We start from the raw sequence: 21,894 nt of genomic DNA on the forward strand, positions 1-21,894 counted from the left end.
TGACGTGAAACGGCGTTAGGCGGCGGCCTCGGCGGTGCGGGCGATCCAGACCCGGTTACGGCTCGCTCGGCGGGAGCGGCGCCGCGACCGGTACTCACCGCAGGAGACGATCACCCGGCGCGCGGCCCAGGTGCCCAGCACCGAGGGCAGCACGTTCGGCGAATGCGCCTCGGCGGCAACGTCGTCGGGGATGGCCTTGCGCACGTCGTCGGCGGTGAACGGCGCCCCGGCTGCGACCAGGTCGGCGAGCACGGTCTCGACGGTCTCGCGGTAGCGGCGATGTGCCGCGGTCGCGGCGGCGAGGTTGGCCTCGTGCCCGGCGTGGCGGTCGGCGAACGCTAGGGCGAGCTGGTCGGCCACGGTGGCGCCCCCTTCTCGATGTCCTCGGCCCACGCGGCGAGCGCGAGCAACAGGTCGCGGTGCGCCGCCGCGTCGCGGGCGCGCTGCTCCGGTGTCCGGGCCTGCACCACCACGCAAGTCGGGCACTCCGGGCAGCAGGGCGCGCAGTCCTCGGCGTCACAGCACCCGGTCGGTAGGTGGTCGCCGCAGCAGACGAGCACGCGGCCAGGGGGAACGATCGCGGTTGTCACGCGACACCCCGCAGAGCGGTACGCAGGGTTGACAGGGACCACTCGGCGCGCTGGGCGCGGATCTTCCACTCGTCGCGTTCGGCGGCGAGCTGGTCGTGCTCGGCCAAGCGGGCGACGACGTCGTCGAGCGTGAGCGCGCCAAGAGCACCGACATTCGGAACGGCGGGTACGCGGTCGCCGCGGTGCTTGTTCAGGTGCGGTCGGACGCTGTGCACGTTCGGCGAGGTGTAGTCGCAATGCGCGCACCCGTAGACGGTCCGGCCGTCGGCGAGCGTGAGCGTGCGCGTCTGCTTCCACAGCACTGGGGTACCTGCGTTGTCGCGCATCGGGGCGGGGGTCGGCTCATCGGTGACCACGGCCACCCCGTCGACAGTGGTCGCGGTCATCGGGTGCCCCTGGTGGTTGACGTGGTGGCCGGTTCGCGTTGGGGGGTGGTGTCGTCGACGACCTCGGCGTCGACGACGTCGTCGGCGGAGCGCGCGGGCGGGACGTTGGTCGTCTCCTGCTCTGCGGCGCGGTCAGGGCGCAGGGTCTCGCGGTACTCAGCGGACGTGGGCACCCACTTCTCAAGCTCGTGAACGGCCGTCTTGCGCCACATGGACTCTTCCCAGACCTGCCACGGCGAGTCGTCGCCGGTGGCGCCGCGGGCGACCGACTTGTGCCGCATGACCTCGGCCCGGTTCATCACCACCACCCGGGAGGTCGCTCCGTCGAGCATCACGGCGTAGGCGTAGACCCCGATCAGCTCGCCACGGTCATCGGCGAACCAGTCGGGTCGGTGGCGCGGCCGGTCCATGACGTCGGGCTCGTAGGCGAAGCTGTCGCGGGCGCGGACCACTTCCGCCTTGACCGAGCGGACAGCGCCGGCTCGGTACATGCGTTCGATGACGCCTTGATACTGCTCGATCCCGACGACCTCGACCGTGTTGTTCCTGCGGTCGTTGAACGGCACCAGGGCGAACGCGTCGGTGCCCGGGTCGTGGCCGAGCCGGGCGCATTCGAGCAGCGCGGCGAGGAACGAGGCGGGATTGCGCTCGGCGGCCTGGGCGAGCTTGACGTTTCGCCGCAACAGCCCTTGCGACAAGCGCACGAACGTCGCCGCCTTGACGTGGCTGGGGAGCACCTGCGCGAAGTCGGCCCGGTACTGCCCGATGAGGGCCTGCGCGGCGGTCTGCGTGGCGACGGCGTTGGTGACGGTCTGGGCGGTCATGCGGCGGCGCTCACCTTCTGTGGCGTCGAACGGATAGGGGACGGGCGGAGAGATGGCGGCGCGGCACCGCGACCGGGCACCCGGATAGCGATCGACTCGCCGTCGACCACGGCACGGCGGGCGCGGCCGAGCACGTCGAGCAGCTCGACCGTCGCGCGCTGCTTGGTGGACTCGGCGGCCTTGTGCTCGGCGACCGCGGCTCGGTACCGCTCGGCGAGCGCGGGGTCGATCTCGACCTCGACGTCGTCGATCTGCGGGTGCAACTCGCGTACGGCGCGGTAGGTGACGGCGTGCTCGTCGAGGTTCGGCCGCTCGCCGCGGTCGAGCGAGTCGAGGAACTCGCGCGCCGCGGCGCGCAGCAGCTCGACTTCGTCGGCCGCGTAGGACACGAGGTACTCGCGGTACTCGCTGCCCCCGATCAGCACGGCGACGAACGCACGGGATAGGCCGAGGGTGTCGAGCTGCCAGAGGACTTGAGCCCGGTAGTACACCGGAATGTCGTCAGTGCCGGGCTCTCCCCACCCGGTCGTATCGTGGGCTGTCTTGATCTCCAACAGCACGCGCTCGTCGGGCAGGCTCACGAGCCGGTCGGGGGTGGCGAGCTGCCACGGCCGAGCGCGGTTCACCCATGACCCGGTTCGGCGCACGCGGGCGTCGGGGTGCTGCTCGGCGAACACGGTGGCGATTGGTGATTCGAGGATGCGCCCCCAACGCATCGGTTCGTTGTCGGAGGTGGGCGGAATGAGTCCCTTTTTCTTGTGCCACAGGGAAAAGCGGCTCTCGTAGGGCGACAGGCCGATCACAGCAGCCACCTCGGACCCGCCGAGACGAGAACCACGAGCAGCGATCCACTCGGGCGAGCCGGGGGTGAAGGACCCAATTCGGACGGCGGACCTCATGACGCCGCCGTCTGGGGCTCATCTAGCAGCAGGTCACCCGGCTGGCAGTCGAGCACCTCGGCGAGCCGCACGAGCAGGTTAGGACTGGGCCGCCGGTAGCCGTTTTCGATAGCGGACACAGCGCCCTTGGTGCACCCGGCTTCCCTGGCGAGGGCTGTCACTGTCCGGCCCGATGTGATGCGGAGCCGCCGCAGCTTGTGCCGGTTGATCGGTGGAGCAACCATGCCCCAAACCCTAGACAAACAATCGCAAACCCGCCACGGTGTTTGCTAGCGTTTGCGCAGGTAGCGAGCCGTGTCGCGGCAAGCACTGACAGTTAGATGGTTAGCTGTGCTCAACGCTGCACGTCCCCGTCAGGGGTTGCGGGGTTTGCTTTCGTTTGCGGAAAATGTTGATCTATGAGCGAGGGTGTCGACGTGGTCGAAGCGGTGCGGCACGAGTGGCCGCTCGGGCCGTACCTCAAATCGGCTCGTGAGTCCGCAGGGCTGTCGATGCAGGAAACCGCTCGTCGCGCGGGTGTCAGCCACGCCAAGGTGCGAGACCTCGAACGCGGATACAAGATCAAAGACGGCAAGCAGTACCCCGTCGGCACGACGAAGTCGACCGTCGAGTGCGTTGCCGACGCCGTAGGTGCTGACGTAGCCGAAGCGCTTCGATTGGTCGGCATCACCAAGGACGACCCAAGCCGCCCGGGGCGGAGGCCGAAGGGGCTAGACCTGAGTGCGGTCCCATACGAGGAACTGCTCGCCGAGCTGGGGCGACGCCTCTCCAAGCTGCCCCGTCAGCCGTAGCCTGTACAGGCTAAATCCAGTGACTCTCCGTGGAGTAGACGACTACCCATTTGCGGCGTATACACCTCTAGGGGGCAAGGACTGTAGGCGCTGGGGGTAGAGCCGTGTCGGTCGTTGGCGAAGCTGAGTGCTTCGTATGCACGTCTGCAACAGGGCAGACGATGCACTTGTGGTTGAAGGCGCTTGACGACGGGCGTATGTGGGCGTGGCTCGAAGAGAGTCTCCTCGAACCCGTGATCGTGGCTCCTGCCGAAGCAGCGCAGGCGTTGAACTCCTGGCGCGCGATCCGCGATCGCATCAGGCGAGGCGCAGCCAGCGATCAACAATTTGCGATCATCTTCACCGGTGAGCACAGCCGTCGTAGAACGGTGCTCGTGTTCGGCCAGACCAGGCAAGGTCACATGACCTACTGGCGTGACGGCGAGTTGCTCGAACCGGTGCCGCTCGACCTCAACGCCGTAGATGAGCTGATCGACACTTGGGAGGCTGTCGCTTGCGTCGCGGCAGGCAATCCGCGCCAGACTGCTTGCTAAACCGCACGTCCCTTGATGTGATCCCGGTCACGGCTACCTCTTTCGGCTACCGCGTCTGGCGCGAGCACTGAGCATCGCAAGCCGGGAGAAGTACGCCTTTCGCGCACTCTCGGCTCGCTGTGCGCGTTCATCGGGCGGTAGGACGCCGTCGGGATCGACCTGCCGCAGGAAACGGTCGGAAGCGGCTCGGCGAGCCGCTTCCGTCCGGGCTGCCCTGTTCGCCGTATTCGCCCACGAGACATGGGCCGCCATTTTCGCATGTAGGGAGCGCTGCGCCGGTGTGAGCCGTTCATCCATGAAACCAGCACAGCGCATCCCCGTCACCGACCGGCTTGCTAGACGCGGTCCCCGAGTTTCAACGAGCGTGCCGTTGCGTGCGCTCGTTCAATGGCGGCACTCGCACCGTAGCGCTCTAGCATCTCTCGCGACTTCCACCCCATGATCCGCATGAGGTCAGTCTCGTTGCCGCCCGCAAGCTGCCAGTGGTGCGCGAGCTGGTGTCGGAACATGTGCGGGTGGATGTGACCGACGCCCGCCTGCGCACTGCGGCGAATGAGCATCGCCTTAATGCCTGCCCCTGTCAGAATCCCTTGTCCGGTAAGGCCCAGCCAGAGGCCCGGCAACGCCGCTTGTCGTTGTTTCGCTCGCGAACGAATGTACCGACTTAGCGACTGGATTGTTTTGGGCGACAGGGGAATCACTCGGTCTCGCCGACCCTTGCCTCGGACGTAGATCACACCGAGTTCGAGGTCGATATCGTCAAGGGTGAGTGCGGTCACCTCCCCTTTGCGGGCGCCGCAATCGAACAGGACGCGCAGGATCGCGGTGTCGCGCCTGTTCTCAAAGTCGTTCCCTTTACAGGCGTCGAGCAAAGCGGACATCATGTCAAGAGTGACGATCGGAATAGGCTTCTCTTCGAGCTGCGGGGCTTTCATTCGATCCATCGGCGACCGCTCGATTTCTTCCTCATTGACCAGCCAGCCGAAGAAGGTTCGCAAGCAACGAAAGTTGTTGTGCGCGTTTCCTGGGCTGGTGCGGCCGAGCAAGTCGACCATGTAGTCACGGAGGGCCGAGGTAGTGATCGTGGTCGGCTCGAACTCGTCGTCAGCCTGGTCGTATGCCCACTCGCCGAGCAGACGAAGGGCGTGCAGGTAGATACGCACGGTATTCGGTGACTTGTTGTCAGCTTCGAGGGACCTGCACCATTCCAACCCGAGCGTCTTCCACTCGCCGGGCGCGTAGGCGTATGCGGCTGCGGACTTCTTCATGGTCTCCAACCTGGTGTCGTGATGTCACCAGGCGCGTGCACTGCGAGCGCTGTACGCGCTCAACTGTGCACTGCCGAGACCGCATGAAACCTACGTTTCCGCAGGTCAGAGGCCAGCAGAGCAAGCGGGGAAGACTGCTCGGAAGGTCCGTCGCAAGTCATCCGCTTTCAAGGCGGGTGCATTCGGCCGCTCTGCCACACTTCCCTGTGTCGGGCAGATTACCCGTCCCGGCCGCGGAGGTGGGTGATGACCCGGTCGAACACCCGGGCGAGCACCTCCTGCTCCGATCGCGTCAACAAGTCGACCATGTGCTCGCGCACGCCCTCCACGTGCGTGGGTGCGCTGGTCCGGAGGGTCTCCATCCCCTTGTCGGTCAGCTCGGCGAACACACCGCGCCCGTCCTCCGGGCACTCACGCCGCCGCACCAGCCCCACCCGTTCCATCCGGGCCACCTGGTGGGACACCCGGCTCTTGGACGACGCGACCTCCTCGGCCAACTGCGACATGCGCATCCGCAGTCCCCGGTGTTCCGACAGGCGCACGAGTACCTGGTAATCGGCCAGCGAGATGTCGTGGTTGTCCTGGAGTTCGCGGTGCAGGCGGTCGGCGAGCATGGCCGCGCCGATCGCGTAGTTGCGCCACGCCTTCATCTCCGCCGCGTCGAGCCACCGCGGCTCCTGTTCCGTCACGTCGACAGGCTATGTCGACGTCCTACCGTTAACGGACCATCCACCCCGATGTCTGGTGTCCTTCAGCCGCGAGAGGCACACTCCCACGCCGTGGCGCGTAAAGCGCCCGCGAGGGAGGGGACCCATGAACGACTTCAGACGAACCGCGCGGCGTGCCGGCACGCTCGCGGTCACGGCGGCGACGGGCTTGGCGTTGCTGTTGGCGCAGGCACCGGCGCAGGCCGACAACAAGGCACCGCGCACAGTCGACGTGCGCCTCATCGGCATCAACGACCTGCACGGCAACATCGAGCCGCCGACCGGGTCCTCGGGCCGCGTGACGCTGGCCGACGGCACGACGGTCGACGCGGGCGGCGCCGCGTACAACGCGACGCACATCAAGAAACTCCGTTCGGAGGTGCGCAACTCCGTCGTCGTGGGCCAGGGCGACCTCATCGGCGCGTCGCCGATCGTGTCCGCGCTCTTCCACGACGAGCCCACGATCGAGATCCTGAACGACTTCGGACTCGAAGCCGCGGCCGCGGGCAACCACGAGTTCGACGAGGGCTACAAGGAACTGCTGCGCATCCAGCGCGGCGGCTGCCACCCGACCGACGGCTGCCAGTTCCGCCCCGGTTTCGAGGGCGCCGACTTCCCGATCCTGGGCGCGAACGTGACGCTGGCCAAGAACGGCCTGCCCGCGCTGCCGCCGTTCTGGGTCGAGTTCCGCGACGGCATCCCGATCGGCTTCATCGGCCTGCCGCTCAAGGACGTGCCGATCCTGGTCGACCCGAACGGGATCAAGGAGTTGAAGTTCGGCGACGAGATCGCCGCCGTCGACAAGTACGCGGACCTGCTCAACCGGCTCGGCGTGAAGTCGATCGTCCTGCTGATCCACCAGGGCGACAACACCACGGGCGGCGGGCCGGACGAGTGCCGCACGGTCGCCGGCGGTCCGGGCCGGGTCATCGCGGAGAAGGTCAGCCCGAAGGTCGACGCGGTGTTCTCCGGCCACAGCCACCAGCACTACAACTGCACGGTCACCGACCCGGCCGGCGACCCGCGCCCGTTCATCGAGGGCCTGGCGTTCGGCCGTGAGCTGTCCGTCGTGGACCTGAAGATCGACCGCAAGACGCGTGACGTGATCCGGCCGGCGACCAAGTCGCGCAACCACGTGGTGACGCGCGACGTCGTCGCGGACCCGCGGATCCAGTCCGTGATCGACCTGGCCAAGTCCAAGTCGGGGCCGATCGCGAACAAGCAGGTCGGCACGATCGCGTCCGACATCGTCCGGGCCCAGAACCCGGCCGGCGAGTCGCCGCTGGGCGACCTGATCGCGGACTCCCAGCTCGCCGCGACGCAGGGCAACGGCGCCGTGCTGGCGCTCATGAACCCCGGCGGCGTGCGGGCCGACCTGTCCTACGCGTCCTCGCCCGCCGGCGAGGGCAACGGCGTGGTGACCTACGGCGAGGCGTTCACCGTGCAGCCGTTCGGCAACATCCTCCAGACCGTCACGCTGACCGGAACGCAGATCAAGGCCGCGTTGGAGCAGCAGTGGTCGCTGGTGAACGGCGCGGTGAAGCAGACGGTGCTGCAACCGTCGGCCGGGTTGACGTACACGTGGTCGGCGTCCGCGCCGATCGGCTCGAAGGTGTCGGCGATCGTCCTGAACGGCACGCCGCTGGACCCGAACGCGAGCTACCGCGTGACCATCAACAGCTTCCTCCAGGGCGGCGGTGACGGCTTCAGCGCCTTCACCGGCGGCACGAACATCACCGGCGGCGGCATCGACCTCGACGCGTTCGCCGGTTACCTGGCGTCGCACCCGAACGCCACGCCGCCCGCTCTGGGCCGCATCACCACCACCGCGTGACGTCCGCGTGCGGTGGGCGGGGCCGCCCGCTCACCGCACGCGACCACCGTCCCACCAGGACCGCGCAAGTCCGTTTCACCACTTCAGGGCACCGCCGAAGGGTTGCGATGCAGCTCACACCGGCGCATCCTCGATGACAGGACCGGTCGCCGGCGGCAACCCCGAGCCAAGCCCCGGCGGCACGCCCGGAAGGGAAAGGTGATGCGGTGCTGACAGTCCTCCCAGTGACGACCAGTGTTCGGCCGCGTCCCCGCGTACGGGATGGCCAATCCATCCCGGACGTGGTCGTGAGCGGCTCCGCAGAGGTTTCGAGCGCGCGACGCATCCGGCGTGTTCGGCGCGCTTGACGCTGTTGACCCGGTGTTTCTGCGGCACCCCGTACGGGTGCCGGCCGAGGTCCACGCCGACCTCGACCCGCGAACTCCGTCGTCACCCGTTTCGAAGCAGGAAACCCGGGTGCGGTGCCCGATGTCGGGGCACCGCACCCGGGCTTTATCGTTGAGCCGCCCCTTCCCGGTTGGAGGAACGCGGTGCAGTTCAACGAGGACGCCGAACTCGACACGTCCCAGATCTCCGATCTGCGCGGTGTCGGCGGGCGCGTGGCGCTGGGCGGCGGTGGTCTCGGCATCGTCGGATTGATCATCTACTTCGTCCTGTCGCAACTGGGCGGCACGGTGCAGCTGCCCAGCGGCTCCGGTTTCGAAGACGTGGGTTCCGGCGAGCAGGTGGGCTCCGAGGCGTTGAAGTCCCGGTGCCGGACGGGCGCGGACGCGAACCGCGACGCGGACTGCCGCGCGGTGGCGTTCATCAACTCCGTGCAGGCCTACTGGGGCGACCAGTTCGCGCGGTCCTCCCGGACCTACCGGCCGGCGCAGACCAACTTCTTCTCGGGCGGCGTGCGGACCGGGTGCGGCAACGCGTCGTCCGCCTCAGGCCCGTTCTACTGCCCGGCGGACGGGCAGGTGTACATCGACCTGTCGTTCTTCCGGGAGTTGCAGACCAGGTTCGGTGCCTCGGGCGGGCCGTTCGTCGAGGCGTACGTGCTCGCGCACGAGTACGGGCACCACGTGCAGAACCTGCTGGGGACGTCGGATCGGGTGTCGTCGCGCAGCGGGCCGGACTCGGACTCGGTGCGGCTGGAACTCCAGGCCGACTGCTACGCGGGCGCCTGGGCGAACCACGCCACGCAGGTGCCGACGGCATCCGGGAAGCCGTTGATCACCGGGGTGAGCGCGGAGGACGTCGCCAACGCGCTGGACGCGGCCGGGCGGATCGGCGACGACTTCATCCAGCGTGAGCTGGGCGGCGGGCGGGTCGACACGACGCAGTTCACGCACGGGACGTCGGCGCAGCGGCAGAAGTGGTACTCGATCGGCTACGAGTCCGGCGATCCGGCGCGGTGCGACACGTTCGGAGCCCGCAACCTGGGCTGATCGCGCGTTCGAGAGTGTCCGAGTGCGTATTTCGGGGTGCCTGAGCGTATTTCGGGGTGTCCGAGTGGAGGACTCGCGGGGTGGGGCAGGCCCACCCCGCGAGGGTGATCACGACGTGGCGTCGTGGGTGTGGTGCTCCTCCACGTGGAAGGACTTCGACGCGGCACGGGCCTTCGCGCGGATCGCGCGGGCCGGGACGCCGTTCACGGACTCGGTGCTGATCGCGTACGACGCGGTCACCCAGGCCAGGGCGTCCGCGTTGCGGTCGAGCGCCACCCGGTCGATGTTGCCCAGGTTGTCGCCCTTGCCGTGGTAGTTCGGGTCGTAGGCGACGCCCGCGGTGCCGCCCCACTTGGCGACCTGCTCGGGCGTCTTGATGCCCTCCGCGCCGGTGAACAGGCCGCCGGCGGGGATGCCGTGCTTGATGAACTCGCCGTAGTCCGAACGACCCGAGAAGTCGGTGCCCTCGACCTGGACCTTCTTCTCGACGGTCAGGTAGTCGACGAACGCCTTCTCGATCTGCGCCGAGCCGTACGGGCCGGCGGGCTCGCCCACCGCGTCGGAGTTGTCGCCGTCGTAGACGAAGTACGCCGCGTTCGGCGAGCCGATCATGTCGAAGTTCAGGTACAGCGCGATGTCGAGCTGCTGCTCGAACGTCAGCGACTGCACGTACTTCGTCGAGCCGATCAGGCCCAGCTCCTCGGCGCCCCACCAGCCGAAGCGCACCGCGTTGTTCAGCTTCGGCGAGCTGCCCAGCTGCAACGCGGTCTCCAGCAGACCGGCCGAGCCGGAGCCGTTGTCGTTGATGCCCGCGCCGTTCGCGACGCTGTCCAGGTGCGCGCCCGCGAACACGAGGTTGTCCCGCCGACCGGTCTTGGTCGTGGCGATGACGTTGCGCGAGACCTTCTGCTCCTCGTGGTAGCGCAGGTCGAGCGTGACGGACTGGCCGGCGGCGGCGAACAGCTTGTCGCCGTCCGCCTTCGAGACGCCGCCGGTCGGGACGACGCCGGGCGTGCCCAGCGTGACGCCCGACAGCTTGCCGTCGATGTTGTTGGCCACGATGACGCCGATGGCACCGGCCGCGGCGGCGTTGCGGTGCTTGATGTCGAACGTGCACGCGCCACGCCGGATCACGGCGACGGCACCCTTGAAGTCCTGGCCCGCGAAGTCGTCGGCCTCGCAGCCCGGAGTGGCGTCCTGGGGCACGGCGCGCAGCGGGCCGGTGATGCCGCCGACCGGGGTCTGCGGCGACAGCGTGAGCGCGATGGCCTCGTACGACGCGGCACCGACCTTGGCCGTCGCCGCGTCCGTGACCTGCACGGGGTAGGTGAACGTCGGCGTGTCGACGTCGAAGCCGGCCGCGCGCAGCTTGCCAGCGACGTAGTCGACGCTCGCGTCGTAGCCGGAGGTGCCCGCGGATCGGTTGCCGGCGTTGCGGTCGGCGATCCGCTGGAAGGCGATCAGGTGGCGGTTGACCCCTTCCGCGGACACGGCCTTGGTGAGCTTCTTCGCCAGCGCCGGACCGTCGAGCGCGGGTGCCGCGTCGGCGATCGGTGCGGTGGCCAGGGCGAGGGAAGCCGACGCCGCGAGGATGGCCGCGCGTCGGATCCCGGTTCTAGCTGACATGGTCGAGTACCCCTTCACTCGGATGCCGAACACTCACAATTCGCGGCGGTGAAAGCAATCCGACAGAAGGCGGGTTCTCATTCCGTGAGCGGACTTACGCCCGGTGTGCATCGGCGCATGTCAGGTGGGCGTCCGGGTGGTGGTGCGCTCACGTTCGTGTGTCGCGTCGGCCGGCGTTCGCCTGCCGTACACGAGCGACCTGCGGCTGCGCGGTGACCGCGGCGCCGGTTTACCGTCGGGGCCATGCACGCGATCACCGTGAAGGCACCCGGCGGACCGGACGTGATGGAGTGGACGGAGCTTCGGGACCCCGAACCGGGTCCGGGCGAGGTGCTGCTGGACGTCGCCGCGACCGCCGTGAACCGCGCCGACCTGCTGCAACGCCAGGGCCACTACCCGCCGCCGCCCGGTGCGTCGGAGATCATCGGACTGGAGGCGTCGGGCGTGGTCGCGGCGCTCGGCGAGGGCGTCACGGGGTGGCGGGTCGGGGACGAGGTGTGCGCACTGCTCGCGGGCGGCGGCTACGCGACGAAGGTGGCCGTGCCCGCCGGCCAACTGCTGCCGGTGCCGGCGGGCGTCGACCTGGTGACGGCCGCGTCCCTGCCCGAGGTGGCGTGCACGGTGTGGTCGAACCTCGTGCTGCACGCCCGACTCCGGGCCGGTGAGACGCTGCTCGTGCACGGTGGCGCGGGCGGGATCGGCACGCACGCGATCCAGGTCGGCAAGGCGCTCGGCGCCCGGGTCGCGGTGACGGCCGGTTCGGCGGACCGCCTGGCCCGGTGCGCGGAGTTGGGCGCGGACGTGCTCGTGAACCACCGCGAGCAGGACTTCGTCGCCGAGGTCGGCGGCGCGGACGTCGTGCTGGACAACATGGGCGCGGCCTACCTGTCACGCAACGTCGCCGTGCTCAACCCGGACGGTCGCCTGGTCGTGATCGGCATGCAGGGTGGCCGCAAGGCCGAATTGGACCTGGGAAAGCTGTTGGCCAAACGCGCGACGGTCACCGGGACGGGATTGCGCGCCCGCCCGCTCGACGGCCCGAGCGGCAAGGCGCGCATCATCGCGGAAGTGCGCGAGAACCTGTGGCCACTCGTCGCGGCCGGCCGCGTGAAACCGGTCGTGCACGCCGTGTACCCGTTGGCCGAGGCCGCCGCCGCCCACCGGGCGATGGACGACGGCAGCGTGGTGGGCAAACTCGTCCTCACCGCCTGACCGGCGGCGATTCCGGACCGAGCCGTTTCCTGATGTACACCGACCGGTAGCCGACGGTCAGCACACCCGCGTTCCGGAGCTTGGCGAGTGCTTTCGCGACGGCAGGCTGGGAGGCGCCGATGGCCGCCGCGAAATCGGCCTGGCTCAGCCCGAGCGAGATCTTGATTCCCGCAGGAGTGGAAACGCCGCCGAGTAACTGCTGACGGCCGAGAAAAGCGATCAGCCGCGCCTCCACGCCCATGGTCGCGTAGGCGAGCGAGGCGTCACGCAGGCACGCCTCGCTCGCGAGAACGGCGCACAACGCGTTCATCACCGGTTCGTGGTCGCGAACGAATTTGGTGAACGCTTCACGCGGAATGGCCACGACATTGGAGGCTTTGGCCGCCGTGTACGTGACGTGGCTCTGCTTGCCGAGCCACGCGGTCGCGACACCCAGGGCTTCGCCGGGCATGCGCAGGGAGATGAGCATCGGCGGGCTGTCCTGCCGCGCGGTCCGCGTCATCTTCACGACGCCGCCGACGAGGACGAGCACCGGTGATTCCCGGGCACCCTGTTCGACCAACGTGGCGCCGACGTCGAACTGGGTCGACCGGCCGAGTCTGAGCAGTTCCGAGTCGAACGGTGGGGGCAGCAGGTCGAGCATGCTGCCCCGCAGCCAGCGCGGCGCGGGAGTCGCCACGACTCAGCCCCCCATCACCGCGCCGAGCGCGAACAGGATGGGCGGCAGTCCCGCCATGACCGCGCCTACGGCGACAAGCAGCCGGCCCATCGTGCCCGGGACCTTGTCGGACAGCCGCCAGACGACGAACGCCACGAACGCGAGATAGGCGATCACCACCACGGCATAAATGATCTTCGGTAACACGTCGCTGGGGATAGTCATACCCTTTCGCTCTTCGCCGAGTCCGGGTGTCTTATCGACGGACGGGATGTCGTGCCTGGTAGTGGCACACCATCCGTCGAGGTGGCGTCGAGCCTAGACGTATGTCGATGACGTGAACAGAGAGCGGAACGGAGCTGTCTAAACGAGCGGGTTAGCGAATCGGCCGGAACGGGAAACTCGTTACCCACAGTCACCCATGAGAGTGGATTCGAAGGTCGGGCAGATCCTCATGCCCGACCTTCCGATAGCTGGAACCTGAACCGCAAATGTGCCGAATACGGAAAATTACATGGTGTGTCACACGCATTTGGATGAGGCTTACGCCCAGCGACTTCCTGTCCTCTTCGCCGAGTTCGGGGTTGTCGCAGGTAGAAGGCGGAGGCGGGCGCGGGGGTGGTAGCCCGGGCCCTCCTCCGTCGGTTCCGCGCCGCCTTCCGGACCGCCGGCAGTACCCGATCACCCGTCGTAATCACCACGGACCACGGCGTGCCCTGGATCACATCCACCTTTTGTACAGGGTCGCCGTGAACTAGGCCAATGCGGTCGCCGTCGACAGCGAAGTGCGCTCGTGCGGGGTGAAGCGCAGGTCGAACTCCTCCGCCCAGCGGACCAATACCTCAGGGCCGCCGGGCTCGTCCATGTCGTCAGCCAGCACGGCCGCGCCCGGGGCCAGCACGCCGCGGAACACGGGCAGTGCGGGATAACGGGCCGTGCCCGGTCGGGGGCCGTCGACGAGCAGCAGGTCGACCAGGCCGAAGCGCTCCACGTATGTCGACACCTCCTCGTGCACCAGGCCCGGGTGGTACCAGGGGGTGTCGGCGATCGCGGCCGGGTGGCGGGCCAGCGGTGCGTGCACGACGCGGGCGACGTGGCCGAGTCCCTCACGGCGCAGTTGGCTCGCCACGAACGCGGCCGTGCGCTCGTCGTGCTCGATCGACAGCAGGTGCCCGTACCCCCTCCGGGCCAGCAGGCGGGCCAGGAGCACCGACGACGCGCCGCACCCGCACTCCACCGCGACCGTGCGCGAACCGAGCAGCACCTCGTCGACCAGCGCGACCAGGGCGGCCGGGCCGAGTTCGTCGGCCGTCGTGGGCAGGTACTCCGTCATCAGGGGTGCCAGCCGGACCAGTGCCGCCAGATCGGCCAACTCCCGCTCCAACCCACAACCCCTTCGCTCAGCCCAGTTCGGCCACCGCTCTGACCAGTTCGTCCACCTCGACCGCGTTCGTGTAGTGCGCCAGCCCGACGCGGACGGCGCCGCCGACCTCGCCGACGCCGAGCACGGAGAACACGCCGTGCTGACCGGAGTCGGCGAACGCGCACACCCCGCGCTCGGACAGGTGCTCGACACAGTCGCCCGCCTTGACGCCGGCCACCGTGAACGCCAGCGCCGGCACCCGTCGCATGGCGTCGCCGATGACCATCACGTGGCGTAGCGACCGCAGTTCGTTGATGAGATTAGCCAGAAGTCCCGCCTGGTACGCCTTCACCGAACCCAGCGAGGTCAGCACGCGCTCGCGCCGCGGACCCACCGACGCGTCGTCCAACCCCGCCAGGTACTCGACGGAGGCAACGAGTCCGGCCAGCAGCGGATACGCGTGCGGGCCGAGTTCCAGACGTTCGGGACCCCGCGCTCCCGGCTCCACGGCCACCGACGGCAGCAGGTCCAGCCGGGACGGGTCGCGGAAGACCAGGGCGCCCACGGGCGGGCCGCCCCACGTGTTGGCCGACACGGCGACGACGTCGGCGTTCATCGACGTGATGTCCAGCGGCACGAACGGCGCGGCGGCCGAGGCGTCCACGACGACCAGGGCGTCGGTGCGGCGCGCGGCTTCGGCGATCTTGCGCAGGTCGGGACGGGTGCCCACCGAGCCCGACGCGGCGGTCACGGCGACCAGCTTGCACTTGTCCGTGATCAGCTCGTCGTACTGCCACGCGGGCAGTTCGCACGTCTCGATGTCGACCTCGGCCCAGCGCACGACGCTGCCGGTGCGCTGCGCGGCGCGTTGCCACGGCGCGATGTTGGCCGGGTGGTCCAGCCGGGACACCACGACCTCGTCGCCGAGGAACCACGTGTCGGACACGGCGTCCGCCAGGCGGGACAGCAGCACGGCCGAACTCGGGCCGAGCACGACGCCGGCCGGGTCGGCGCCGACGAGGTCGGCGACCGCGCGGCGGGCGGCGTCGACGATGGCCTCGGCGCGTTGCGACGCGGGGAAGATGCCGCCAGGCCCGGAGACCGGTGCGCGAAGCGCCGTGGAGACGGCAGTGGCCACCTGCTCGGGTACCTGCATGCCCGCAGGAGCGTCCAGGTGCACCCAGCCGTCGCCGAGCGCGGGGAACAGACCGCGGACCCGTGCGACGTCGAACGCCATGCCGCACACCGTACGGGGGTCGGCACCGGGGTCGCGTACCCGGTTGCCCGGGACGTGTGCCATCGGGCCAGGATGGACGCATGAGCGAGGGACGCGAAAAAGAACGCCACGTCGTGGTCGTCGGCCCGGACGGCACCCCGGTCACCACCGCGCGGGTACCGGCCGGCGAGGAGGACGCACCCGGCATCACCGACCTGGTCGAACAGCCCGCCAAGGTGATGCGCATCGGCACGATGATCAAGCAGCTCCTGGAGGAGGTGCGTGCCGCTCCCCTGGACGAGGCCAGCCGCAACCGCCTCAAGGAGATCCACAAGCGCTCGGTCCTCGAACTGGAGGACGGCCTGGCGCCCGAGCTGCGCGAGGAGCTGGAGCGCCTGTCGCTGCCGTTCACCGAGGAGGGCACGCCGAGCGACGCCGAGCTGCGCATCGCCCAGGCACAGCTCGTCGGCTGGCTGGAGGGCGTCTTCCACGGCATCCAGACCGCGCTGTTCGCCCAGCAGATGTCGGCACGCGCCCAGCTCGAGCAGATGCGTGGACGTGCGCTGCCCGCCGGATCGTCGGGCGAGCACGAGCACGGCCCCAACCCGCGCGGAACCGGTCAGTACCTCTGACCACGCGGTTCATGGCACTCCGTCGCGCACCGACGACGGAGCGCACCGGCCGCGGCACCCGGTCGTCGAATTCGGGCGCGGCTCTGGACATCCGCGCCCCACTGGTCGACCGTGTTCTCGCCCACATCCCCCGAAAGGAGAACCGGTGCTCGACAACCTCCGGCGGGCTCTGCGCGCCGACCAGGTCAGGCGGACGCTGCGCGACAAGGTGACCCGCGCGATCGACGAGGTCGTCGGCCCCTACCACCGAGCGCAGGCGGCCGAACTCGACCGGGTCAGCAGGGAACTCGCCGACGTGCGCGAGGAGTTGCGCCGCCAGTCCGACCGGATCGCCGAGGACACCCGTCGGTTCGAGGTGCGCGCCCGCCGCGACCTGGTGTTCGCGGGTGAGCAGGAAGCCGCGCTGGAAAGCGCGCGGTTCGTCCGCGAGGTGATGCCGACCGTGCCCCAGTTCGGGCACCCGCACGCCACGCTGGAGTACGCGTTGTCCCTGGTGGCCGCGGACGGGCTCGCCTTGGAGTTCGGCGTGTACACCGGCACGACCCTCAAGATCATCGCGCAGGCGCTGGAGGACCGCGGCGTCTTCGGCTTCGACTCGTTCGAGGGTCTGCCCGAGGACTGGCGCAACGGCTTCCCGGCCGGGATGTTCAGCGTCGACGGCCTGCCCGACGTGCCCGGCGCGGAACTGGTGCCCGGCTGGTTCGACGACACCCTGCCCGGCTTCCTCGCCGAGCACCCGGAGCCGGTGGCGTTCCTGCACGTCGACTGCGACCTGTACTCGTCGACGCGGACCGTGCTCGACCTGGTCGGACCGCGATTGGTGCCGGGCAGCGTGATCGTGTTCGACGAGTACTTCAACTTCCCGGGGTGGCAGCAGCACGAACACCTCGCCTGGACGGAGTACGTCGAGCGGTCCGGCCTGGAGTTCAGCTACGAGGGGTACACGTACGACAACGAACAGGTGGTCATGAAGGTGACCAGTGTGCTGACGCCCGCTACGGAGCGGTGATCGCACCGTGACCGCCCGGCGGCAGGGGCACCGACCTGCCGCCGGTAGTCTCAGCAATCGTGCAGCACACGAGTACGGTCGCGCCGTCGGCGCCACCCCCGGCACCCGATTCCCGCACGTTCGCGCGGGCGTTCGCCGACGTCCGCGACGCCTGGCGCAATCGCGAACTGTGGGGCCACCTGGGGTGGCAGGACATCAAGCAGCGCTACCGCCGGTCGCTCATCGGTCCGTTGTGGATCACCATCTCGATGGGCACCACGGCGCTGGCGCTCGGCCTGCTCTACTCGCAGCTGTTCAACCAACAGCTCCCGACGTTCCTCCCGTACGTCACGGCCGGGTTCGTCATCTGGAACTTCATCCTCGGCGTGGTGTCCGAGGGCACGGACGTGTTCATCGCCAACGAGGGGCTCATCAAGCACCTCCCCGCGCCGATGACCGTGCACGTGCTGCGCATGGTCTGGCGCCAGGTGCTGTTCTTCGTGCACAACCTGGCCGTGTACGTGGTCGTGGTCGCGATCTTCTTCCCGGCGCTGACCAAGCCCTACACGATGGAGGGCGAGAACGTCGTCCAGCCCGGTATCGGGTGGGACATCCTCCTGGCGATCCCCGCGTTCGCGCTCATCGTGGTCAACGCGGTGTGGGTCGCGCTGCTGTTCGGCATCATCAGCACGCGGTTCCGGGACATCCCCCCGGTGATCCACAGCTTCATCAACCTGATCTTCTTCATGACGCCGATCGTGTGGCACACCGGCGTGCTCAACAAGGTCACGAACGGCGAGGGCAGCTGGCGCGTCCTGATCGCCGAGCTGAACCCGATCTACCACTACGTGGAGATCGTGCGCGCGCCCCTGCTCGGCCACCAGCAGAGCTGGCACCACTGGGTCGTCGTCGGAGCCCTGACCCTGGTCGGCTGGGCTCTCGCACTCGTGGCGCTGCGCAACTACCGTGCCCGCGTCTCCTACTGGGTCTGAGTGGAATCAATGGTCAGCATCGACGTCTGGAACGCCTCGGTCGACTTCCCGATCTTCGACGCCAAGTCGCGGTCGCTGAAGAAGCTCGCCCTGGGCAAGGTCGGCGGCAAGATCGGCTCCGAAGGCCGCGTCCCGATCATCGAGGCCCTGCACGACATCACCCTGTCGCTCAAGCACGGCGACCGGGTCGGCCTGGTCGGACACAACGGCGCGGGCAAGTCCACGCTGCTGCGACTGCTCTCGGGCATCTACGAGCCGACCCGGGGCAGCGCCCGGATCTCCGGCAAGGTCGCGCCCGTGTTCGACCTCGGCGTCGGCATGGACCCGGAGATCTCCGGGTACGAGAACATCATGATCCGCGGGCTGTTCCTGGGCATGAGCCGCAAGGAGATGGAGAAGCGGGTCGACGACATCGCGGAGTTCACCGAACTCGGCGACTACCTGTCGATGCCGCTGCGCACCTACTCCACCGGCATGCGGGTCCGGCTCGCGCTCGGCGTCGTCACGTCGATCGACCCGGAGATCCTGCTGCTCGACGAGGGCATCGGCGCGGTCGACGCGGCGTTCATGGCCAAGGCGAGGGACCGGCTGAACGACCTCGTGAAGCGGTCGGGCATCCTGGTGTTCGCCAGCCACTCGGACGAGTTCCTGGTCGAGTTGTGCAACTCGGCGATCTGGATGGACGAGGGACGCGTCAAGATGTTCGGCGGGCTGCGCGAGGTGGTCACCACCTACAAGGGACGTGACCCCTACGAGCACTTGGACGCGGAGACGCTGGCCAGGATCGGGCAGACGCACGCACTGAGCGGGAACGGTGGCGAGTAGGACGTGAGCGCACTGCCGAAAGGCTCGGTCGTCGGTGTGGTGGTGACCCGGCACCGACGCGAGCTGCTCGCCGACTCGTTGAAGGTGCTGGCCGCCCAGACCAGGCCGCTCGACCACCTCGTGGTCGTGGACAACGGCCCCGACCAGCCGGTCGAGGACCTCGTCGAGCAGTGCCCGATCCCGACGACCTACCTGGTGTCGCACCGCAACCTCGGCGGCGCCGGCGGGTTCGCGCTCGGCATGCTGCACGCCCTGGCGCTGGGCGCGGAGTGGCTGTGGCTGGCCGACGACGACGGCCGGCCCGCCGACGAGACCGTGCTCGCCGTGCTGCTCGAAGAGGCGGACAAGCGCAAGCTGGCCGCCATCTCGCCGGTCGTGGCCAACATCGAGCGGCCGGACAAGCTCGCGTTCCCGTTGCGTCGCGGCCTGACGTGGAAGCGCGACGCCGCCGACCTCGGCGACGACTTCCTGCCCGGCATCGCGTCGCTGTTCAACGGCGCCCTGTTCCGCGCCTCGACGCTCGACGTCGTCGGCGTGCCGGACTACCGGCTGTTCTTCCGCGGCGACGAGGTGGAGATCCACCGCCGGCTGGTGCGCTCGGGCGTGCCGTTCGGCACGTCGCTGCGCGTGGCCTACCTGCACCCGGACGGCTCGGACGAGTTCAAGCCCATGCTCGGCGGCCGGTTCCACGCACAGGACCCGGAGAACCCGGTCAAGCGCTACTACACCTACCGCAACCGGGGCTACCTGCTGTCCCAGCCGGGCATGCGCAAGCTGGGCCTGCTGGAGGTGTTCCGGTTCGGCCTGTACTTCGTCGGGGTGCGCCGCGACCCCAAGGCGTTCCTGGAGTGGCTGCGCCTGGTCCGCCTCGGCCGCCGGGAGCGCTTCTTCCGGAAGTGACCTGAACGCGAGGAAGCCCCGCTTCCGTTGCCGGAGCGGGGCTTCCTCGGTAGAAGATCAGTCGTTCTCGAAGACCTTCCGCCACGACTCGACGGAGGTCAGCTCCGGCAACGCGTCCCGGTACACCTGCTTGAGGCGGGGCCACTCCTGGCCCAGCCGGCGGTAGTTGCGGACCGCGCGCTTCATCAGGGCGCGGAACTCCTTCGGGTCGCGCTTGCGGAACGCCACGCCGCTGCCGTCGGCGTTGGACACGGTCGCCGAGTCCAGGTTGCCGAGCAGGAACCAGCGGGCGTTCGTCGCCGGCACGTTGATCTGCGGGCGTTCGGTGGTCGACGAGTCCGGCTCGCGCAGGTTGTGCACCAACGCCTTCGCCGCCTCGGCCGCGATCGTGGCCGGGTTCGTCGGCGGCTTCAGCATGGACTCGGCGCGCACCATGTCGAACGTGGGCGGCGGGAACTCACGGGCCGACGGCAGCACCTGCGCGTCCGTGTACTGCTTGCGCAGCGCCTGGATCTCCGGCAACGCCGTGCGCAGCGAGTCGAACAGCTTCGTCGGGCCGGCCAGGAAGTCCTCGATCGCCTTCTGCTGCACGGCGACCGTCGAGTACTCCATCGACAGCAGGTGCCGCAGCGACAGCTTCAGGCCCTGCTTGAGCAGGGTCGACCGCACGTCGTACGGGCTGTGCAACGCGGCCAGCACCAGCCGGTTGCGGGTGTGGAAGTACGCCTGCCAGTCGGTGGCGTCGTTCTTGTCCGTCCACGGCATGTGCCACACGGCCGAGCCGGGCAGCGACACCGTCGGGTAGCCGTTCTCCAGCGCCCGCAGCGAGTACTCGGCGTCGTCCCACTTGATGAACAGCGGCAGCGGGTAGCCGGTGCGCTGCACGACCTCGCGCGGGAACAGGCACATCCACCAGCCGTTGTAGGTGGAGTTGATGCGCAGGTGCAGTTCCTCGGTCTCGCGCAACGACTCCGCGGCGAAGTCGTGGTCGGTCAGCGCGCCCGGCGCGGCCCGCCAGTAGCACGTGCCCAGGTCCACGACCTCGCCCATGCTGTGCAGGCGGGCGCGGGCCTGGAGGTTGAGCATGTGGCTGCCGACGATCACCGGCTGGGCGCACGCGCGGGCGAACGCGTTGGAGCGCAGCACCGCGTCCGGCTCCAGGCGGATGTCGTCGTCCATGAGCATGATCTGGTCGACGTCGGTGTGCTCGATCGCCTCGTACAGGCCCCGGGTGAAACCACCGGAACCGCCGAGGTTGTCCTGCTCGATGACCTCGAGCTTGTCGCCCAGCAGGCGCACGGCCTCGGCGTAGCCCTCGGTGTCGCGGACCTTGACCGCACCCTGGTCGGCGACGAACACCTTCTGCACCACGTCGAGCACGGCCGAGTCCTCGCCCAGCGCACGCAACGCGATCACGGCGTCGACCGGGCGCATGGTGGTCATGCCGATGGCGACCTGCTGCGTGGGCAGGTCGAGGTCGGTGGTCCAGGCGGCCTCGCCGATCTCCAGCGTGGACTCGTCGGTGAACACGTCGAACCAGATCCAGCCGCCGTCCTCGAACGGCTTCAGGCTGACCCGGAACTCGACCGACGCCCACGCGGACTTGTCGCCGCGCACCGGGCGGCCGTCGAGGTGGACGATGTCGCCGTTGGGCTTGGAGCGGTACACGTCGAGCCGGCCGGCGCCGCGCACCCGCAGGCGCAGCACGACCTCGTCGACGACGGTCCAACGCTTCCAGTAGCTGGCCGGGAACGCGTTGAAGTAGGACGCGAAGGACACCTTGGCCGACGCGGGCACCGTGACCGAGCGGCGGGACGACACGTGCGAGTGCACGTTCTCCGGCTCGTCCAGGTACAGCGGGCGGACGTCGAGCGGGTCCTCGTCGCGCGGCAGGATGACCCGCTGGAGCACCTTCTTCGGGTCGAGACCCGCACCGTCACGAGCCGAAGCGGAATCGGCGGTGCCCTGGTGCTTCGGGTCGACGGGGCTCTGCTCGGTCACTGGCTTTCCTCCGGCGAACCGCCGGACGACGGTTCGGGTCAGGTGCGGACGAGCGCGTCCACCGGAACGCGGTGGCGCGATTCGGGAATAAAACCGACCATACCGCGTCGCGCGGACATGCCGCGCGACGCGACACGGGCGCCTGGGCCGTGTTCCGGGTGTGGCGTGTGTGGGAGTCGTGATCGGTTCGTTCTCCGGTGGTGCGGGCGGGACGGC

At 69.0% G+C, this 21,894-nt stretch carries 24 protein-coding genes and 1 tRNA gene; 10 read left to right on the top strand and 15 right to left on the bottom strand.

Going from position 1 to position 21,894, the window contains the following annotated elements; translation table 11 throughout:
• Positions 1-15 precede the first annotated feature (15 nt).
• The 6 genes from F4559_RS32020 to F4559_RS36865 are packed head-to-tail and all read right to left on the bottom strand — an operon-like array spanning position 16 to position 2,923.
• Positions 16-360: a hypothetical protein gene (locus F4559_RS32020; protein ID WP_184674815.1), complete on the bottom strand. Its 345-nt coding sequence runs from the start codon at positions 358-360 to the stop codon at positions 16-18.
• Entirely contained in the window at positions 339-590 is a 252-nt protein-coding gene (locus F4559_RS32025; protein WP_184674816.1) for a hypothetical protein, read from the bottom strand. Before F4559_RS32025 ends, F4559_RS32020 begins: the two co-directional genes overlap by 22 nt.
• Positions 587-976: a hypothetical protein gene (locus F4559_RS32030; RefSeq protein ID WP_184674817.1), complete on the bottom strand. Its 390-nt coding sequence runs from the start codon at positions 974-976 to the stop codon at positions 587-589. Before F4559_RS32030 ends, F4559_RS32025 begins: the two co-directional genes overlap by 4 nt.
• Complete coding sequence (gene recT / locus F4559_RS32035) at positions 973-1,800, bottom strand: phage-derived integrase/recombinase RecT (RefSeq protein ID WP_184674818.1); 828 nt, start codon at positions 1,798-1,800, stop codon at positions 973-975. The genes F4559_RS32030 and recT overlap by 4 nt, the downstream gene beginning before the upstream one ends.
• Complete coding sequence (locus tag F4559_RS32040) at positions 1,797-2,699, bottom strand: YqaJ viral recombinase family nuclease (RefSeq protein ID WP_184674819.1); 903 nt, start codon at positions 2,697-2,699, stop codon at positions 1,797-1,799. Before F4559_RS32040 ends, recT begins: the two co-directional genes overlap by 4 nt.
• Positions 2,696-2,923, bottom strand: a complete 228-nt coding sequence (locus tag F4559_RS36865; protein ID WP_184674820.1) for a helix-turn-helix domain-containing protein — start codon at positions 2,921-2,923, stop codon at positions 2,696-2,698. The genes F4559_RS32040 and F4559_RS36865 overlap by 4 nt, the downstream gene beginning before the upstream one ends.
• Positions 2,924-3,097: 174 nt before the next feature.
• Between F4559_RS36865 and F4559_RS32050 the strand changes: the two genes are divergently transcribed.
• Positions 3,098-3,490 carry a helix-turn-helix domain-containing protein gene (locus F4559_RS32050; RefSeq protein WP_184674821.1) on the top strand — a complete coding sequence of 131 codons (393 nt, stop codon included), beginning with the start codon at positions 3,098-3,100 and terminating at the stop codon, positions 3,488-3,490.
• A gap of 173 nt (positions 3,491-3,663) precedes the next feature.
• A complete protein-coding gene (locus F4559_RS32055; RefSeq protein WP_184674822.1) occupies positions 3,664-4,023 on the top strand; it encodes a hypothetical protein in 360 nt (119 codons plus the stop codon).
• Between the two features lie 335 nt (positions 4,024-4,358).
• Here F4559_RS32055 and F4559_RS32060 read toward each other — a convergent pair whose 3' ends face one another.
• From F4559_RS32060 to F4559_RS32070, 3 genes are all read right to left on the bottom strand, one after another.
• Positions 4,359-5,291 carry a tyrosine-type recombinase/integrase gene (locus tag F4559_RS32060; protein ID WP_184674823.1) on the bottom strand — a complete coding sequence of 311 codons (933 nt, stop codon included), beginning with the start codon at positions 5,289-5,291 and terminating at the stop codon, positions 4,359-4,361.
• A gap of 119 nt (positions 5,292-5,410) precedes the next feature.
• Positions 5,411-5,495 (bottom strand) — tRNA-Ser (locus F4559_RS32065).
• 14 nt (positions 5,496-5,509) lie between these two features.
• Entirely contained in the window at positions 5,510-5,980 is a 471-nt protein-coding gene (locus tag F4559_RS32070; RefSeq protein ID WP_312865919.1) for a MarR family winged helix-turn-helix transcriptional regulator, read from the bottom strand.
• A gap of 124 nt (positions 5,981-6,104) precedes the next feature.
• Between F4559_RS32070 and F4559_RS32075 the strand changes: the two genes are divergently transcribed.
• Positions 6,105-7,832, top strand: coding sequence for a bifunctional metallophosphatase/5'-nucleotidase (locus F4559_RS32075; RefSeq protein WP_184674824.1), 1,728 nt, complete (start codon positions 6,105-6,107; stop codon positions 7,830-7,832).
• Between the two features lie 530 nt (positions 7,833-8,362).
• Positions 8,363-9,265: a KPN_02809 family neutral zinc metallopeptidase gene (gene ypfJ / locus F4559_RS32080; RefSeq protein ID WP_184674825.1), complete on the top strand. Its 903-nt coding sequence runs from the start codon at positions 8,363-8,365 to the stop codon at positions 9,263-9,265.
• Positions 9,266-9,373: 108 nt separating this feature from the next.
• Here ypfJ and F4559_RS32085 read toward each other — a convergent pair whose 3' ends face one another.
• Positions 9,374-10,891 carry a M28 family metallopeptidase gene (locus tag F4559_RS32085; RefSeq protein ID WP_184674826.1) on the bottom strand — a complete coding sequence of 506 codons (1,518 nt, stop codon included), beginning with the start codon at positions 10,889-10,891 and terminating at the stop codon, positions 9,374-9,376.
• Between the two features lie 243 nt (positions 10,892-11,134).
• Here F4559_RS32085 and F4559_RS32090 point away from each other — a divergent pair, with 243 nt between their 5' ends.
• On the top strand, positions 11,135-12,103 hold the full coding sequence (locus tag F4559_RS32090) for an NAD(P)H-quinone oxidoreductase (RefSeq protein ID WP_184674827.1): 969 nt from the start codon (positions 11,135-11,137) through the stop codon (positions 12,101-12,103).
• Here F4559_RS32090 and F4559_RS32095 read toward each other — a convergent pair.
• The 4 genes from F4559_RS32095 to F4559_RS32110 form a co-directional block, all read right to left on the bottom strand.
• Positions 12,093-12,782 carry a Crp/Fnr family transcriptional regulator gene (locus F4559_RS32095; RefSeq protein WP_184674828.1) on the bottom strand — a complete coding sequence of 230 codons (690 nt, stop codon included), beginning with the start codon at positions 12,780-12,782 and terminating at the stop codon, positions 12,093-12,095. The genes F4559_RS32090 and F4559_RS32095 overlap by 11 nt on opposite strands.
• 3 nt (positions 12,783-12,785) lie before the next feature.
• On the bottom strand, positions 12,786-12,986 hold the full coding sequence (locus F4559_RS32100) for a hypothetical protein (RefSeq protein ID WP_184674829.1): 201 nt from the start codon (positions 12,984-12,986) through the stop codon (positions 12,786-12,788).
• Between the two features lie 529 nt (positions 12,987-13,515).
• Positions 13,516-14,145, bottom strand: a complete 630-nt coding sequence (locus tag F4559_RS32105; protein ID WP_246445377.1) for a class I SAM-dependent methyltransferase — start codon at positions 14,143-14,145, stop codon at positions 13,516-13,518.
• A 16-nt stretch (positions 14,146-14,161) separates the two neighbouring features.
• Positions 14,162-15,361, bottom strand: a complete 1,200-nt coding sequence (locus F4559_RS32110; RefSeq protein WP_184676450.1) for a cysteine desulfurase-like protein — start codon at positions 15,359-15,361, stop codon at positions 14,162-14,164.
• A gap of 80 nt (positions 15,362-15,441) precedes the next feature.
• Here F4559_RS32110 and F4559_RS32115 point away from each other — a divergent pair, with 80 nt between their 5' ends.
• From F4559_RS32115 to glfT1, 5 genes are all read left to right on the top strand, one after another.
• Positions 15,442-15,972, top strand: a complete 531-nt coding sequence (locus tag F4559_RS32115; RefSeq protein WP_184674830.1) for a bacterial proteasome activator family protein — start codon at positions 15,442-15,444, stop codon at positions 15,970-15,972.
• 145 nt (positions 15,973-16,117) lie between these two features.
• Positions 16,118-16,981, top strand: coding sequence for a class I SAM-dependent methyltransferase (locus F4559_RS32120; RefSeq protein ID WP_184674831.1), 864 nt, complete (start codon positions 16,118-16,120; stop codon positions 16,979-16,981).
• A gap of 59 nt (positions 16,982-17,040) precedes the next feature.
• Positions 17,041-17,952 (top strand): galactan export ABC transporter permease subunit Wzm/RfbD, encoded by a 912-nt coding sequence (wzm, locus tag F4559_RS32125; RefSeq protein WP_184674832.1) that lies wholly within the window; start codon positions 17,041-17,043, stop codon positions 17,950-17,952.
• Positions 17,953-17,961: 9 nt separating this feature from the next.
• Positions 17,962-18,777 carry a galactan export ABC transporter ATP-binding subunit Wzt/RfbE gene (gene wzt / locus F4559_RS32130; protein ID WP_184674833.1) on the top strand — a complete coding sequence of 272 codons (816 nt, stop codon included), beginning with the start codon at positions 17,962-17,964 and terminating at the stop codon, positions 18,775-18,777.
• A gap of 3 nt (positions 18,778-18,780) precedes the next feature.
• Positions 18,781-19,677 (top strand): galactofuranosyltransferase GlfT1, encoded by an 897-nt coding sequence (gene glfT1, locus F4559_RS32135; RefSeq protein ID WP_184674834.1) that lies wholly within the window; start codon positions 18,781-18,783, stop codon positions 19,675-19,677.
• Positions 19,678-19,734: 57 nt separating this feature from the next.
• Here the strand turns inward: glfT1 and F4559_RS32140 are convergent, their stop codons facing one another.
• Entirely contained in the window at positions 19,735-21,678 is a 1,944-nt protein-coding gene (locus F4559_RS32140; RefSeq protein ID WP_312865920.1) for a glycosyltransferase, read from the bottom strand.
• Positions 21,679-21,894: the final 216 nt, after the last annotated feature.

The organism is Saccharothrix violaceirubra, from assembly GCF_014203755.1.
GTDB classification, from domain to species: Bacteria; Actinomycetota; Actinomycetes; order Mycobacteriales; family Pseudonocardiaceae; genus Actinosynnema; species Actinosynnema violaceirubrum.